The sequence below is a fragment of the Streptosporangium sp. NPDC050148 genome (genome assembly GCF_055586505.1).
This window is the reverse complement of the sequence record NZ_JBVJIA010000015.1, coordinates 158983-173064: the sequence shown is the minus strand read 5'-3', so window position 1 is coordinate 173064 and position 14082 is coordinate 158983. Positions and strand designations below refer to the sequence as shown.

At 74.1% G+C, this 14082-nt stretch carries 15 protein-coding genes; 8 read left to right on the top strand and 7 right to left on the bottom strand.

Features of this window, described 5'->3' with window-relative positions; translation table 11 throughout:
• Positions 1-14: 14 nt before the first annotated feature.
• Complete coding sequence (locus ACZ6RT_RS19020; protein WP_399195531.1) at positions 15-1088, top strand: cobalt-precorrin-5B (C(1))-methyltransferase; 1074 nt, start codon at positions 15-17, stop codon at positions 1086-1088.
• Positions 1089-1178: 90 nt separating this feature from the next.
• Here the strand turns inward: ACZ6RT_RS19020 and cobM are convergent, their stop codons facing one another.
• The 4 genes from cobM to ACZ6RT_RS19000 form a co-directional block, all read right to left on the bottom strand.
• A complete protein-coding gene (gene cobM / locus ACZ6RT_RS19015; RefSeq protein WP_399195533.1) occupies positions 1179-1922 on the bottom strand; it encodes a precorrin-4 C(11)-methyltransferase in 744 nt (247 codons plus the stop codon).
• Positions 1919-3211: a precorrin-6y C5,15-methyltransferase (decarboxylating) subunit CbiE gene (gene cbiE, locus ACZ6RT_RS19010; RefSeq protein ID WP_470155027.1), complete on the bottom strand. Its 1293-nt coding sequence runs from the start codon at positions 3209-3211 to the stop codon at positions 1919-1921. Before cbiE ends, cobM begins: the two co-directional genes overlap by 4 nt.
• Positions 3204-3593 carry a pyridoxamine 5'-phosphate oxidase family protein gene (locus ACZ6RT_RS19005; RefSeq protein WP_470155025.1) on the bottom strand — a complete coding sequence of 130 codons (390 nt, stop codon included), beginning with the start codon at positions 3591-3593 and terminating at the stop codon, positions 3204-3206. Before ACZ6RT_RS19005 ends, cbiE begins: the two co-directional genes overlap by 8 nt.
• Positions 3594-3782: 189 nt before the next feature.
• Positions 3783-4931: a serine hydrolase domain-containing protein gene (locus ACZ6RT_RS19000; RefSeq protein ID WP_470155023.1), complete on the bottom strand. Its 1149-nt coding sequence runs from the start codon at positions 4929-4931 to the stop codon at positions 3783-3785.
• Positions 4932-5047: 116 nt separating this feature from the next.
• Here ACZ6RT_RS19000 and ACZ6RT_RS18995 point away from each other — a divergent pair, with 116 nt between their 5' ends.
• The 4 genes from ACZ6RT_RS18995 to ACZ6RT_RS18980 all read left to right on the top strand — a co-directional run bounded on the left by ACZ6RT_RS18995 (position 5048) and on the right by ACZ6RT_RS18980 (position 8136).
• Positions 5048-5668, top strand: a complete 621-nt coding sequence (locus ACZ6RT_RS18995; RefSeq protein ID WP_470155022.1) for a TetR/AcrR family transcriptional regulator — start codon at positions 5048-5050, stop codon at positions 5666-5668.
• Positions 5665-6138 carry a low molecular weight protein-tyrosine-phosphatase gene (locus ACZ6RT_RS18990; RefSeq protein WP_470155020.1) on the top strand — a complete coding sequence of 158 codons (474 nt, stop codon included), beginning with the start codon at positions 5665-5667 and terminating at the stop codon, positions 6136-6138. The genes ACZ6RT_RS18995 and ACZ6RT_RS18990 overlap by 4 nt, the downstream gene beginning before the upstream one ends.
• Positions 6139-6268: 130 nt before the next feature.
• Entirely contained in the window at positions 6269-7444 is a 1176-nt protein-coding gene (locus ACZ6RT_RS18985) for a sensor histidine kinase (RefSeq protein WP_470155018.1), read from the top strand.
• A complete protein-coding gene (locus tag ACZ6RT_RS18980) occupies positions 7441-8136 on the top strand; it encodes a response regulator (protein WP_470155016.1) in 696 nt (231 codons plus the stop codon). Before ACZ6RT_RS18985 ends, ACZ6RT_RS18980 begins: the two co-directional genes overlap by 4 nt.
• A 295-nt stretch (positions 8137-8431) precedes the next feature.
• Here the strand turns inward: ACZ6RT_RS18980 and ACZ6RT_RS18975 are convergent, their stop codons facing one another.
• From ACZ6RT_RS18975 to ACZ6RT_RS18965, 3 genes are all read right to left on the bottom strand, one after another.
• The gene (locus ACZ6RT_RS18975) at positions 8432-9988 is read right to left on the bottom strand and encodes an SDR family oxidoreductase (protein WP_470155015.1); all 1557 of its coding nucleotides are present in this window, start codon (positions 9986-9988) and stop codon (positions 8432-8434) included.
• Between the two features lie 115 nt (positions 9989-10103).
• Positions 10104-11021 (bottom strand): helix-turn-helix domain-containing protein, encoded by a 918-nt coding sequence (locus ACZ6RT_RS18970; RefSeq protein WP_470155013.1) that lies wholly within the window; start codon positions 11019-11021, stop codon positions 10104-10106.
• Positions 11022-11148: 127 nt separating this feature from the next.
• On the bottom strand, positions 11149-11385 hold the full coding sequence (locus tag ACZ6RT_RS18965) for a DUF397 domain-containing protein (protein WP_470155012.1): 237 nt from the start codon (positions 11383-11385) through the stop codon (positions 11149-11151).
• 226 nt (positions 11386-11611) lie between these two features.
• Between ACZ6RT_RS18965 and ACZ6RT_RS18960 the strand changes: the two genes are divergently transcribed.
• From ACZ6RT_RS18960 to ACZ6RT_RS18950, 3 genes are all read left to right on the top strand, one after another.
• Entirely contained in the window at positions 11612-12115 is a 504-nt protein-coding gene (locus ACZ6RT_RS18960) for an ATP-binding protein (protein ID WP_470155010.1), read from the top strand.
• Positions 12116-12275: 160 nt separating this feature from the next.
• The gene (locus tag ACZ6RT_RS18955) at positions 12276-13094 is read left to right on the top strand and encodes an SAM-dependent methyltransferase (RefSeq protein ID WP_399195557.1); all 819 of its coding nucleotides are present in this window, start codon (positions 12276-12278) and stop codon (positions 13092-13094) included.
• Positions 13095-13196: 102 nt separating this feature from the next.
• Complete coding sequence (locus ACZ6RT_RS18950) at positions 13197-14018, top strand: SAM-dependent methyltransferase (protein ID WP_470155008.1); 822 nt, start codon at positions 13197-13199, stop codon at positions 14016-14018.
• The last annotated feature ends 64 nt before the right edge of the window (positions 14019-14082 follow it).

Sequence of the window (14082 nt, the reverse complement as noted above, 5' to 3'; positions counted from 1 at the left end):
CGGATGCTTGGGTCATGAGCACTTCCCTGCGGCACGGCTGGACCACCGGTGCCTGCGCGACCGCGGCCACCGCGGCCGCCTACACCGCCCTGCTGACCGGCGAGTTCCCCGACCCGGTGCGGATCACCCTGCCCGGTGGGCGGCACCCGTCCTTCGCCCTGGCCACCGAGGGGCTCACCGGCGCCGCCGCGACGGCCGCGGTGGTCAAGGACGCCGGTGACGATCCCGACGTGACGCACGGCGCGCTGATCTCCTCGACCGTACGGCACGGAGCCCCCGGCACCGGGGTGGTCTTCGGCGCGGGCCCGGGGGTCGGCACCGTCACCAAGCCCGGCCTGCCGCTGCCGGTGGGCGAGCCCGCGATCAACCCCGTCCCCCGCGCGATGATGCGCGAGCACGTGGCCGAGGTCGCGGCCCGGCACGGCGGGAGCGGCGACGTGTTCGTGGAGATCGCCGTGGAGGGCGGCGAGGAGCTGGCGAAGAGGACCTGGAACCCGCGCCTGGGCATCCTGGGCGGCCTGTCGATCCTCGGCACGACCGGGATCGTGGTGCCCTACTCGTGCTCGGCCTGGATCGACAGCATCCGCCGCGGCATCGACGTGGCCAGGGCCGCGGGCCGTACCCACGTCGCCGGTTGCACCGGCAGCACCTCCGAGAGGGTCGCGGCCGAGCTGTACGGGCTTCCCGAGGACGCGCTGCTGGACATGGGCGACTTCGCCGGGGCGGTGCTGAAGTACCTGCGCCGGCACCCCGTTCCCCGGCTGACCATCGCCGGGGGCGTCGGCAAGCTCTCCAAGCTCGCCGACGGTCACCTCGACCTTCACTCCGGGCGCTCCCAGGTCGATCCCGCGATGCTGGCCGGGCTGGTGCGCTCCGCGGGCGGGGACGAGGACCTGGCCGGTCGCGTCCTGGAGGCCAACACGGCGCTGCACGCGCTGCACCTGTGCCAGGACGCGGGCCTGCCGCTGGGCGACCTGGTCGCCGAGGGCGCCCGCCGCACCGCCGCGGGCGTGCTGCGCGAGGCGCCGGTGGCCGTGGACGTGGTGGTCATCGACCGCGCCGGCACCGTCGTCGGCCGCGCCGGCTGAACCCGCCCGCCCTCCGGCCCGCGTCCGCGCGGCCATGGTCCGTCCGATCTCGTCCGGTACGGCCCGCGCGGCCGGACGGCCCGGAACGGGTCAGTCACGGCGGCGCGCGGCCGAGTACAGGTGGCTGTCGGGGAACTCCGAGGCGGTCAGCACCCGGCCCACCACGATCACCGCCGTCCGCAGGATCCCGGCCCGGCGGACCTGCTCGGCGATGTCGTCCAGGGTCCCGCGCAGGATCACCTCGTCGTCGCGGCTGGCCCTGGCCACCACCGCCACCGGGCAGTCGGCGCCGTAGTTGGGCACGAGCTCGGCCGCCACCTCCTCGATCCGCTGCACCGCGAGGTGCAGCACCATCGTGGCCCGGCTCCGGCCCAGCGTGCCGAGATCCTCCCCCTCGGGCATCGGGGTGGCCCGCACCGACGTGCGGGTCAGCACGATCGTCTGCCCCACCCCGGGCACGGTGAGCTCGCGCCGCAGCGACGCCGCGGCCGCGGCGAACGCGGGAACCCCGGGCACCACCTCGTACGGCACCCCCTCGGCGTCCAGCCGCCGCATCTGCTCGGCCATCGCGCTGAACACCGACGGGTCGCCGGAGTGCAGCCGGGCCACGTCATGCCCGGCCCGGTGCGCGGCGACCATCTCCGCGACGATCTCCCCCAGCGCCATCCTCGCCGTGTCGACCAGCCGCGCGCCCGGCGGGCAGGACTCCAGCAGCTCCCGGGGGACCAGCGACCCGGCGTACAGGCAGACCGGCGCGGCCTCGATGGCCCGCTGTCCCCGTACGGTGACCAGGTCCGCGGCACCGGGCCCGGCACCGATGAAACGCACCGTCATCGCTCTTCCCCACTCCGCGAGCACGTCCAGATCGTGACCGGCATCATCGGCCGCCAGCCGGTGAACCCTCCCACCGGGGCGGCCCTGCTGACCGCCAGCCGCACCAGTTCCCCTCCCAGCTCGCCGTGCCGGGAGGCCAGCACGGCCTCCGACTCGACGGTCACCGCGTTGGCCACCAGCCTTCCCCCCGGCCGCAGCGCCTCCCAGCACGCCTCCACCACTCCCGGCAGGGTCACCCCGCCGCCGATGAAGACGGCGTCGGGCCGCTGCAGGCCGGCCAGCGCCGCGGGGGCGGCGCCGGTCACCACCACCAGGCCGGGAACGCCCAGCGCCGCGGCGTTGCGGGCGATCGCCGCCGCACGGTCGGGGCGGGACTCCACCGCGACGGCGCGGTTGTCGGGGTGCGCGCGCATCCACTCCACGCCGATGCTGCCCGCACCCGCGCCGACGTCCCAGAGCAGCTCACCGGGGACCGGTGCCAGCCGGGAGAGGGTGACCGCGCGCACCTCCCGCTTGGTGAGCTGGCCGTCGTGCTCGAACGCCTCGTCCGGCAGGCCCGGCAACCTCGGCAGCGCCACCGTCCCGGTGCCGGCCCGGCACTCCACGGCCACCACGTTGAGGTCGTGGGCCGCCGGCAGGGACCATCCGGCGGCCGTGCCGGTGACCATCCGCTCCTCGGCGGCGCCGAGCCGCTCCAGGACCGTCACCGAGCTGGCCCCGTACCCGCGGGCGACGAGCAGGGCGGCGACCGTGGCCGGGGTGCGCCCGTCGGCGCCCAGGACCAGGACGCGCCGGCCGTCGTGGACGGCGGGGTGCAGCACCTCGGCCGGGCGCGCCACCAGGCTGACCACCTCGACCCGGTCGAGCGCCCAGCCCAGCCGGGCACAGGCCAGCGAGGCCGACGACGGGTGCGGCAGCACCCGGACCCGGCCGGTGCCGAGCAGCCGTACCAGGGTCGTGCCGATCCCGTGGAACATGGGGTCGCCGCTGGCCAGCACGCAGATCCTGCGGTCCCGATGGGAGGCGATCAGGCCGGGCAGCGCCGGAAGCAGCGGCGAGGGCCACGTCACCCGCTCGGCACCGGATTCGGGAACGAGCGCGAGCTGCCGCGCGCCGCCCATCAGCACCTCTGCGGCGTGCAGCTCCCGCCGCGCCGCCTCCGGCAGGCCGGCCCATCCGTCCGCCCCGATCCCGACCACGGTCACCGGGCCGGCCGCGGGACCGGTCACGGGGTCGGTCGTGTGGCCGGTCGTGTGGCCGGTCGCAGGATCGGCCACCGGGTCAGACATTGCCCAGCACCCGGGTGAGGTGGATCTCCACCACCACGCGGGCGGGGTTCTCCCTCGGCACCTGGTAACGCTCGGCATAGCGACGCTCGGCGTCCGCGACCGACTCCGGGTCGGTACGGATCACAGCCCGTCCCTCCAGCGTCGACCAGCGCCGCCCGTCCACCTGGCAGACCGCGACGGCCGCGCCCTCCTCACCCGCCGCCAGCACGTGCCGGACCTTGTGCGACCCGCCCGACGTGATCACCCTGGCGATCCCGGAGTCGGCGTCCAGCGTCACCCCCACCGGGACGACGTGCGGCGTGCCGTCGGCGCGCACGGTGCTCAGCGTGCACAGGTGACGCTCCCGCCAGAAGGCGCGGAGCTCCTCTCCGAGATCCTTCAACGCCCCGCCCCTCCCGACGCCGTTCCATCGGGCGACATGCTAGCCCTGCCCCCGCGGCCCCCGTGGACCGCACCGGCCGACGCGCGGTTCACCGGCCCGTCGGGGACTCCCCTGGCACCGGCGGACCGGCGTTCCGGCCGGTGCGCGGCTCACGGGCACTCCCGTGACGCCATTGGACCGGCCCATGGTTCACCGCTCCGCCAGGCACTCCCGCAGCGCCGCGACGAGCCGTGCGGCCCGGCCGTCGCCGTGGCCGATCATCCGGTTGGCGACATAGCCGAAGCCGACGCCGTACTCGTCGTCGCCGAAGGCGAACTGGCCGCCCGCGCCGTCGTTGCCGAAGCTGCGACGGCCGAGCATCGGCCGGAACCCGGGCGCGTCGAGCAGGAATCCCGATCCCCACCGGGCGCCCAGGTCCGGGAATCCCGACCACGACGTCCCGGCCGACAGCTCCCGTACGGCGTCGGTGACGGTGTCCGGGGTGAGGAGCCGCTCCGCTCCGCCGACCCCGGTCGCGGCCGCGGCGTACAGCGCGGCCAGGCCGCCCGCCGAGGAGACCGCACCGGCCCCGGGGAACTCCGCGCCGAGCATCGCGGGGTCGTTCCAGCCGTGCGGCTCGTCCAGGCCCGGGAAGACGAGTGCCCCGTTCATCGTCACCGTGCGCATGATCAGCGTCTCCGGGCCGGGCATGGCGGGGCGCCCTTCGGCCTCGACGAGCCGGGCCAGGCTTCCGGCCTCGTCCCGCGGCAGGCCGATCCAGGTTCTCAGGCCCAGCTCGTCACCGACGGCCTCGCGGAAGTACGCGCCCGGGGTGAGGCCGGTGATCCGCCGGATCACCTCGCCCAGGAGGAAGCCGAAGACGTGCCCGTGGTACTCGTGGGCGCCTCCCGGCTCCCACAGCGGCTCCTGCTCCTCGATCGCACGGATCACCGGTGTCCACCCGACGATCTCCTCGAAGCTCAGCGCGCGGTCCAGGACGGGGAGCCCGGCGCGGTGCCCGAGCACCATGCGCGAGGTGATCGCCTCCTTGCCGCCCCGCGCGAACTCCGGCCAGTACCGGCTCACCGGGGCGTCCAGGTCGAGCAGTCCCCGCTGGGCGAGGAGGTGCACGCAGACGGCGACGACGCCCTTGGCGCAGGAGAAGACCGGGACGACCGTGTCCCGCTCCCACGGCCGGCCGTCGCGCTCGTCGGCGACGCCGCCCCACAGGTCGACGGCCTTGCGCCCGCCGACGAACACGGTGACGGCCGCGCCCAGCTCGCCGTGGTCGTCGAAGTTCCGGCGGAACGCGTCCGCGACGGCCCCGAACCGTTCGTCGGCTCCCCCGTCGTGCTCCATGGTGTTGCCCCCTTCCCGGCATCAAGCGCTCCCCGCGCGCCGACGACGCGGAACGCTACATCCCCTAGAGCCATTAAGTAAATACCTTGGATGTCTAGGAAATGTTAGGGTGACGCATGGCACGTGCGGGACTGACGGCGGAGCGGGTGACGCGGGGGGCCGCCGACCTGGCGGACGCCGTCGGGTTCGAGAACATCACCGTGTCCGCGCTGGCGCGGAGTTTCGGGGTCAAGGACGCGAGCCTGTACTCGCACGTCCGCAACCTCCAGGACCTGCGGAAACGCGTCGCCCTGCTGGCCGCGGGCGAACTCGCCGACCGCATCGCCGCGGCGGTCGCCGGCCGCTCGGGGAAGGAGGCCATGGTCGCGTTCGCCGACGCGTACCGGGAGTACGCGCTGGCCCACCCCGGCCGCTACGCGGCGACCCAGGTCCGGCTGGACCCCGCCGTCCTCGCCGGATCCCCCGCCCACGCCCGCAACGTCGAGCTCACGTACGCGATGCTGCGCGCGTACCGGCTGGTCGAACCGGACCTGACCGACGCGGGACGCCTGCTGCGCAGCACCTTCCACGGATACGTCACCCTGGAGACCAACGGCGGGTTCGGCCACTCCCGCGAGGTGCGGGCCTCGTGGGAACGGGGCCTGGAAGCCCTGCACCTGCTGCTGGAGAACTGGCCCGCGGACCCGTCCGGCCGGCCGGCGGGAGCATCCCCGCCAGGCGGCATCCTTGAGGCATGAGTCATCACATATGCCTGGTGTGCCTGGGGAACATCTGCCGCTCCCCCATGGCCGAGATCGTGCTGAGGAAGACCCTGGCCGACCACGGGCTGGGGGATCTCGTCACGGTCGACAGCGCGGGCACCGGCGACTGGCACAGCGGCGGCCCGATGGACGCGCGGGCGGCCGCCATGCTCGCCGACCACGGCTACGACGGCTCGCAGCACCGCGCCCGGCAGTTCCTGCCCGACTGGTGGGAGCGGATCGACCTGGTGCTGGCCATGGACGCCCGCAACCTGAGCACGCTGCGCCGCCTCGCCCCGGCGGGCGCGGACGTGCGCCTGTTCCGCTCCTTCGACCCCGCGGCCCCGCCGGACGCCGAGGTGCCCGACCCGTACGACGGCGAGCGCGAGGACTTCGCCGAGGTGCTGCGGATGGTCCAGGCCGCCTCCACCGGCCTGGCCGACCACCTGGCCCGTACCCTCGGGTGACTCCTGCTCCTTCGTGATCATATGAACCCGGGCACCCGCCTTTACAAAGTAAGTTGAGTGGGGATCGGCCCGGAGGATGACGTCCCGCGGGTGGAGGTGGGAACGCGAGCCCGGAGGATACGGTTCCACCGTGGACCTCACCGTGGGCGACTCGCTCTTCCTGCGCCGCTGGAGCCGGAAGCGGCTCGTCCGCCTCGACGCCCTCGCCGCCGCCGGGTACGCGGCCGTCCTGCTGCTGATCAACGGCGGGCCCCCGGACCCGTCCGTGCCCGCGTGGGTCTGGGTCCCGGCGCTGGCGGCGTTCACGCTGCCGCTGGCGGTGCGGAGGCTGTGGCCGCTCACCGTCTTCTGCGTCGTCCTCACGGCCTCCCTGACCTGCGTCGTCCTCGACCTGACGCACGACGGCTTCGTGGCGGCGGCCTTCGCGGCCTACATCGTGGCGCTCACCCGGCCGCGGCTCCGCCGGGACCCCACCCTCGCGATCGGCGCCTGCGGCGCGGTGGCCGTCCTGCTGCTCTCGGCGGTGGGCACCCCCGGCCCGGCTCCGGCGGCGCGTCTGCCCGGCCTGCTGCTGGGAGGGGTGGTGCTCCTGGGCGGCGCCTGGATCGCCGGCCGCGCCGTGCGCGAGCGGCGTGCCCACGCGGCGCGGTCGGCCGAGCAGCTGGCCGGCCGGGCGGTCGCCGAGGAGCGGCTCAGGATCGCCCGCGAGCTGCACGACGTGGTGGCGCACAGCATGAGCCTGATCGCCGTCAAGGCGGGCATCGCCAACCACGTCGCCGCGGCCCGCCCGGAGGAGGCCGCGGACGCGCTGCGCGTCATCGAGACCACCAGCCGGAGCGCGCTGACCGAGATGCGCCGCCTGCTGGGCGTGCTCCGCTCCGACCTCGACGCCGCACCCGACCTTCTCCCCTCCCCCGGCCTGGCGGATCTGACCGCCCTGGCCGGCCGCGCGGAGACGGCCGGGGTCCGGGTGGAGCTGGACGTGCGGGCCCGCGGGCTGCCCGAGGGGGTGGAGCTGTCGGTCTACCGGATAGTCCAGGAGGCGCTGACCAACGTCGTCCGGCACGCCGCCCCGGCCCGGTGCCGGGTCTCGGTCACGACGTCGCGCGGCGAGGCCGGGGACGAGGTCGCGATCGAGGTCGTCGACGACGGCCCGGGCGGGCCGGTGCCGCCCGCCGGTCCCGGGCACGGGCTGATCGGGATGCGCGAGCGGGTGGCCGTGTACGGCGGGAGCTTCACCGCCGGGCGCCGCCCGAGGGGCGGCTTCGGCGTCCTCGCCCGCATACCGTACGGGGAGGCGCCGTGATCCGGGTGCTCGTCGCCGACGACCAGGCGCTGGTCCGCGGCAGCTTCCGGCTGCTGGTGGACACCGCGCCCGACCTGGTGGCGGTGGGCGAGGCCGGGACGGGGGCCGAGGCGGTGGAGCTGGCCCGCGCCGAGTCGCCGGACGTGGTGCTGATGGACGTGCGGATGCCGGAGATGGACGGCATCGAGGCGACCCGGCGCATCTGCGGCCCGGCGGGCGTGCCCGGGGCGCACGTGCTGATGCTCACCACGTTCGACCTGGACGAGTACGTCTACGCGGCGCTGCGGGCCGGGGCCGGCGGTTTCCTGCTCAAGGACACCCCGCCGGCCGACCTGCTCGCCGCGATCCGGGTGATCGCCTCCGGTGAGGCCCTGCTCGCCCCCACGGTGACGCGCCGGCTCATCGCCGAGTTCTGCCGGCGCCCGGAGCCCGCGCGGCCCGCCGCGCACGGGCTGGACGGGATCACCGGCCGGGAGCGCGACGTGCTGGAGCTGATCGCGCGGGGGCTGTCCAACACCGAGATCGCCGACCACCTGACCCTGAGCCTGGCGACCGTGAAGACGCACGTGGGCCGTCTGCTCGGCAAGCTCGCCGCGCGCGACCGGGCCCAGCTCGTCATCGTCGCCTACGAGACGGGCCTGGTCACGGCGGCCCGGCCGCCCCGCCGAGGACCGCCCGCGCCGTCGCCGTGACGGCGACGGGATCGCCACGACGGCGACGGCGACGGCCTTGTGCGCCGGGCGGGCCGGGCGCATCGGACGGGCGGGGCTCCGGGGGTGCCGGCAGCCGTTCGGCCTGGTGGACGACGTCCTCCAGGTAACGGCGCGTCGCGGCGGGGTCCCGCGACGAGGCGGGGGCGATGAGCATGCGGTACATCGCCGCGCCCACGACCATGTCGATCACCGTGTCGACCGGCCACGGTCGGCGGAGCAGTGGCCCGGCGGAGCATCGGCTCGGCGGCCGGGCGTCGCGTCCGCGGTCGCGGGTTCATCTCCCGGGCGCCGTGTCCGCGGTCGTGCCCGCCGGCCGGCCGGTTCCGGCCGCATCGCCCGAGGGTCCGGCGCCGGTGGTCCGGGGCGGGCGGGGGGAGACCGGGCCGTGCTCGGCGGCGGCGGCCACGTTGCGCAGCATCCGGCCGAAGATCAGGGTGTGGAAGGGCGAGACCGACCACCAGTACAGGTGCCCGGACAGGCCGCGGGGATGGAAGACGGCCCGCTGGCCGTAGACGGTCGCTCCCTCGTGCTCGAGCACCCGCAGCTCCAGCCAGGCCAGGCCGGGCAGCCGCATCTCCGCGCGCAGCCGCAGCAGGCGGCCCGGCCGGACCTCCTCGACCCGCCAGAAGTCGACCGAGTCGCCCACCCGCAGGCGCCGGGGGTCGCGGCGTCCCCTGCGCAGCCCCACCCCGCCGACCGCGCGGTCCATGAGGCCGCGCAGGTGCCAGGCGATGGGCAGGGAGTACCAGCCGGCCTCGCCTCCGATCGCCTCGACGACCTCCCAGAGCTGCTGCGGGGAGGCGTTGACCCGGCGGGCGCGCGCGTCCAGGTAGAGGCTGCCGCCCGCCCAGCCGGGGTCGGTGGGCAGCGGGTCGCTGGGCGCGCCCGGGGTGGAGGCCGAGGACCAGCGGGTGGCCACCTCGGCCTCCTTGATCTTCTTCAGGGCCAGCTCGACCGCGCGCCTCAGCCCGATCAGGCCCTCGGGCGGGTCGGGGACGTACCGGGCGACGTCGTGCTCGCCGCAGACCGCCTCGTTGCGCAGCGACTCCACCAGCGGGCGGGCGAGCCCGGCCGGGACCGGGGTGACCAGCCCCACCCAGTGGCTGGACAGGCCCGGGCTGAGCAGCGGGACCGGGATGATCAGACGGCGGGTCAGCCCGGCGACGTCGGCGTAGACGCGCATCATGTCGGCGTAGGTCAGCACGTCCGGGCCGCCGATGTCGAAGGAGCGGTTCACCTCCCCGGGCACGCTCGCCCAGGCCACCAGGTAGCGCAGCACGTCGCGGATGGCGATGGGCTGGGTCCTGGTGGAGACCCAGCGCGGCGTGGTCATCACCGGCAGCCGCTCGGTGAGGTAGCGCAGCATCTCGAACGAGGCGGACCCGGAACCGATGATCATCGCCGCCCGCAGCACCACCGCGGGCACCGCGCCGTCCAGGAAGATCTGCCCCACCTCGGTACGGGAGCTCATGTGCGGCGAGAGCTTCCCGTCGGGCGCCAGGCCGCCGAGGTAGACGACGCGGCGGATCCCGGCCCGCTCGCACGCGGCGGCGAAGGTGGTGGCCGCCTCGCGGTCGGCCGCGGCGAAGTCCCTGCCGCCGCCCATGGTGTGGATCAGGTAGTAGGCCACGTCGACGCCGTCGAGGGCCCTGTCCGCCTGCGCGGCGTCGGTCGCGTCGGCCTCGGCGACCTCGACCCGGGAAGCCCACGGCTGGTCGCGTACGCGGCCGGACGAGCGCACCATGCAGCGGACCTCATGACCCGCGTCCAGCAGTTCGGGGACCAGCCGCCCCCCGATGTACCCGGCCGCGCCGGTCACGAGACATCTCATTCATTCATCTTCGTACGGCTCCCCCGGCCGGTTGCGGCCGGACTCGCCGGGAGCCTTCGCGATCACCCGGTACACCGGGGGCACCGCGCCCGTCAGGGCCGGTGAGGGGGCGTCCTCACAGGGAGCGCCGGTAGTCCTCGCGGATGCCCAGCAGGATCTCCCGGGTGCGCGTGACCGGCTCGGCCTCGATGCACAGCCGCTCCATGACCTCCAGGTAGCGGTCGACGTCGTCGCGCTTCTCCAGGTAGACGGCGCTGGTGAGCTGCTCCATGTAGACCACGTCGGGCAGGTCGGGCTGGGAGAACCGCAGGATGCTGAAGGGCCCGCCCGCCGCGGCGTGGCCGCCGACGCTGAAGGGCACGACCTGGACGGTCACGTTGGGCAGCTCGATCGCCCGCAGGATGTGGTCGATCTGCTCGCACATCGCCTCGGCCCCGCCGAGCGGGCGGCGCAGCACGGCCTCGTCCAGCACGGCCCACAGGTGGGGCGGGTCGGGGCGGCGCAGGAGCCGCTGGCGCGCCAGGCGCAGCCGTACCCGCCGGTCGACCTCGGCCGGGGAGGCGGAGGAGAAGCCGAGCTGGACGACGGCCCGCGCGTACCCCTCGCTCTGCAGCAGGCCCGGCACGAACTGGACCTCGTAGTTCCGGATGCCGGTGGCCGCCTCCTCCAGGCCCACGTACGTCTCGAACCAGGCGGGCAGCACGTCACCGTAGTTGTGCCACCAGCCGGCGAGGTTGGCCTTCTCCACCAGGGAGAGCAGCGGCTCGCGCTCGGCCTCGTCGGTCACCCCGTACAGGGTGAGCAGGTCGGCCACGTCCCTGAGCCGGAAGCCGACCCTGCCGAGCTCCATGCGGCTGACCTTCGAGTGCGAGGCGCGGATGGCGTACCCGGCGTCCTCCAGCGTGATGCCGCGCTGTTCCCGCAGGCGGCGCAGCTGCGCGCCCAGAACGATCCGCAGCACGGTGGAGCTGTCCCTCGGCGCGGTCATCGGGCGGGGCCCGGCCGGCCTGCCGGCGGCGTGAGGTGTGGTCATCTGCAGTCCTTCGGGCGCGGATACGAACCGTCGCCCATCGTTCACGGCGATCGCGATCCTTCACGGTACTCCGCGCGTGCCGCACAGACCATAGATGAGTTCATTCTTCAACCATGTCCCCCGCCGGTCAGGTGATCAGGTCGTCGAACTCCCCGCCCTTCACCGCGCGGACGAAGGCGTCCGTCTCGCGGCGGCTGTAGACGAGCGCCGGCCCCTCGGGGTCGCGGGAGTTGCGCATCGCGACCCTGCCGTCGGGAAGCTCCGCGAGTTCCACGCAGTTGCCGCTCGGGTTGCTGAAGTGGCTCTTGCGCCATACGACGCCGTCCATCCGGGCGGCCGACATGCCGTTGTACGGCTGGTTCATCCTCGCCTCTCACCGATCAGGGAGGGTCATAACATGATGAGCATAGGGCTTTTGTGCAGATGCACGTGCATCTGTACTTGCCTATGCACATAACGGCGTGCAAGATGGCTAAAGGATCTCTCGCCCTCGATCACCCACCTCCCCAAGGTCTCCGATGACTGGTTACCGAAGACACGAAGCCACACCCGTCCGATCCCGGATCGGAGGGTGGGAACGGTGGTTGTCGATGCTCGATCACGTGCTCCCCCCGGGCGGCCTGCCCTTCTGGTCCGACGGTGAGGGCCACGCCGGCCAGATGCAGATGGCCGTGCGCAGCCTGCGCCACGACCCGCGCGCGGCGCGGACCGCCCGCGAGTTCGCCGTCCGCTCCCTGCGCGCCTGGGAGCTGGAGCCGCTGATCGACGACACGGGTGTCGTGGTCTCCGAGCTGGTGACCAACGCGCTGCGCCACGGTACGCTGGGGGTCCTGCACGCCCTCCCCCTCCCCGAGGTCAAGGTCATCCTCTGCCACACCGAGCACGCGATGCTCTGCGCGGTCACCGACCCCAGCGACCAGGGCCCGCGCCTGCGCGAACCCGACTACGAGGCCGAGTGCGGCCGGGGGCTCCAGTTGATCGACGGTGTCAGCCAGACCTGGGGATGGGCTCCGCTGGAGGACCGCGGCAAGGCGGTGTGGGCGGCCTTCGCGCTGCCCCCGGGGAACGGGCGGCACCGGGAGTCCTGCCACTGACCGTGCCCGGCGGGTACGCCGCCGGTGACGGGCGGGCGGCCCGGTGACGAGAGATATGACATTTCACGGTACAGATGGAGGAAGACCGACAGAAAAGAGGTCACGCTGCGGGTGAAAGGCCGATAATGTCCGCTGCAGGCCGTATCGCTGGACGGAGGACATGATGGCGTCGCCACAGCCCGAACGCCTCAGGTTCGATCCCGCGACCCCGAACACGAGCCGGATGGCCGACTACTACCTGGGCGGCAAGGACAACTTCGCCGCCGACCGCGAGGTCGCGCAGATCGCGTTGTCGCTGGCCCCCGAGCTCCCCGCCATGGCGAGGGAGGGCCGCGCGTTCCTCGGCCGCGTCGTACGGTTCCTCGCCGGGGCCGGCATCCGCCAGTTCGTCGACATCGGCTGCGGCCTGCCGATGCCGGGCGGCACGCACCAGGTCCTGCGCGACCTCGTGCCCGACGCGCGGGTCGTCTACGTCGACAACGACCCGATGGTGGTCGTGCACACCCAGGCCGTGCTGAAGGAGGGCGACGCGGCCACGGTCGTCGAGGCGGACCTGCGCGACCCCGAAGGGCTGCTGGCGCATCCCGGCCTCACCGGCACGATCGACCTGGACAGGCCCGTGGCCTTCCTGCTGCTGTCGGTGCTGAGCCACCTCCCGGACGACCTCGAGGCCGCCCAGGTGGTGGCCGCCCTGCAGAAGGCCATGACGCCCGGCAGCCATCTGGCCGTCTCGCACGCGGTCTCGGACCTGCGCCCGGAGACGACGGCCAGGCTGGCCGCCCTCTACCAGGAGCGCGGGTCGATCACCGGCCCGTACCGGGCCAACCTGCGCACCAGGGCGGAGGTGGAGTGCTTCTTCGACGGGCTGCGGCTCGTCGAGCCGGGCCTGGTCTACATCCCCGAGTGGCGGCCGGACCGGGCCGCGCTCCACTCTACGGAGTCCATCTGGACGGTCGGCGGGGTCGGTGTCAAGGAGTAGTCCGCACCGCGTGCGGGCAGGGGACGGGTCCCGGCACGGGGCTTGACATCTCTTCACCGGCCGTGCGGTTCTTTAGTGTCACAGGTAACGGAGGGACGACGTATGAGCGACGCGGTTCGGCGGCCGGGGCCCGCGGCCCTGAACACCAGCGCGCCCAACGCCGCCCGGATGGCCGACTACTTCCTCGGCGGCAAGGACAACTTCGCCGCCGACCGCGAGGCGGCCGAGCGGGTGCTCGCCGTCGCACCGGAGATCAGGACCATGGCCCAGGAGTCGTACGCCTTCCTGGGCCGGGTGGTGCGCTACCTCGTCGGGCAGGACATGAGGCAGTTCGTCGTCCTCGGGTCGGGGCTGCCCACCCGCAGGAACGTCCACCAGGTGGCCCAGGAGATCGCGCCGGAGACCCGGGTGGCCTACGTCGCCACCGACCCGGTCGTGCTCTCCCACGCCCGCGCCATGCTCGCCACCGACGCGCGCACCACCGTCGTCGAGGGCGACGTGCTGCACCCCCGGGAGCTGCTCACCGACCCCGGGCTGCGGAGCCTGATCGATCTGGAGGAGCCGGTGGCCGTCCTGATCCTGTCGGCCCTGCAGTTCATCCCCGACGAGGACGACCCCCACAAGAACGTGGCCGTCCTGCGCGAGGCCGTGCCGGTCGGCAGCCACTTCGCCATCGGCCACGTCGTCTTCGACACGCGCCCGGAGGCGGCCGGCCCGCTGGTCGACATCTACCGGCAGGTCCTCGGCCGCCACGAGGACGCCTCGCGCACCAGCGACCAGGTCCTGCGTTTCTTCGACGGGCTGGAGCTCGTCGAGCCGGGCCTGGTCTACATCCGTCACTGGCGCCCCGACAACCCGCTCACCACGCAGGGCCGCGACAGGACCTGGTCGATGGGCGGGATCGGCCGCAAGACCGAGGGCTGACACTCCGCGGCCGGGGCGGAACCGGACCGGCCGGGGACGCACGGAGCGGGACCGCGGACGGACG

Coding starts and splice junctions, on each gene's coding strand:
- cobM (WP_399195533.1), bottom strand. CDS start 1,922: ATGACGGTGCGTTTCATCGGTGCCGGGCCCGGTGCCGCGGACCTGGTC.
- ACZ6RT_RS19000 (WP_470155023.1), bottom strand. CDS start 4,931: ATGGAGCACGACGGGGGAGCCGACGAACGGTTCGGGGCCGTCGCGGAC.
- ACZ6RT_RS18995 (WP_470155022.1), top strand. CDS start 5,048: ATGGCACGTGCGGGACTGACGGCGGAGCGGGTGACGCGGGGGGCCGCC.
- ACZ6RT_RS19020 (WP_399195531.1), top strand. CDS start 15: ATGAGCACTTCCCTGCGGCACGGCTGGACCACCGGTGCCTGCGCGACC.
- cbiE (WP_470155027.1), bottom strand. CDS start 3,211: ATGTCTGACCCGGTGGCCGATCCTGCGACCGGCCACACGACCGGCCAC.
- ACZ6RT_RS18960 (WP_470155010.1), top strand. CDS start 11,612: ATGCTCGATCACGTGCTCCCCCCGGGCGGCCTGCCCTTCTGGTCCGAC.
- ACZ6RT_RS18955 (WP_399195557.1), top strand. CDS start 12,276: ATGATGGCGTCGCCACAGCCCGAACGCCTCAGGTTCGATCCCGCGACC.
- ACZ6RT_RS18950 (WP_470155008.1), top strand. CDS start 13,197: ATGAGCGACGCGGTTCGGCGGCCGGGGCCCGCGGCCCTGAACACCAGC.
- ACZ6RT_RS18965 (WP_470155012.1), bottom strand. CDS start 11,385: ATGAACCAGCCGTACAACGGCATGTCGGCCGCCCGGATGGACGGCGTC.
- ACZ6RT_RS18975 (WP_470155015.1), bottom strand. CDS start 9,988: ATGAGATGTCTCGTGACCGGCGCGGCCGGGTACATCGGGGGGCGGCTG.
- ACZ6RT_RS18990 (WP_470155020.1), top strand. CDS start 5,665: ATGAGTCATCACATATGCCTGGTGTGCCTGGGGAACATCTGCCGCTCC.
- ACZ6RT_RS18970 (WP_470155013.1), bottom strand. CDS start 11,021: ATGACCACACCTCACGCCGCCGGCAGGCCGGCCGGGCCCCGCCCGATG.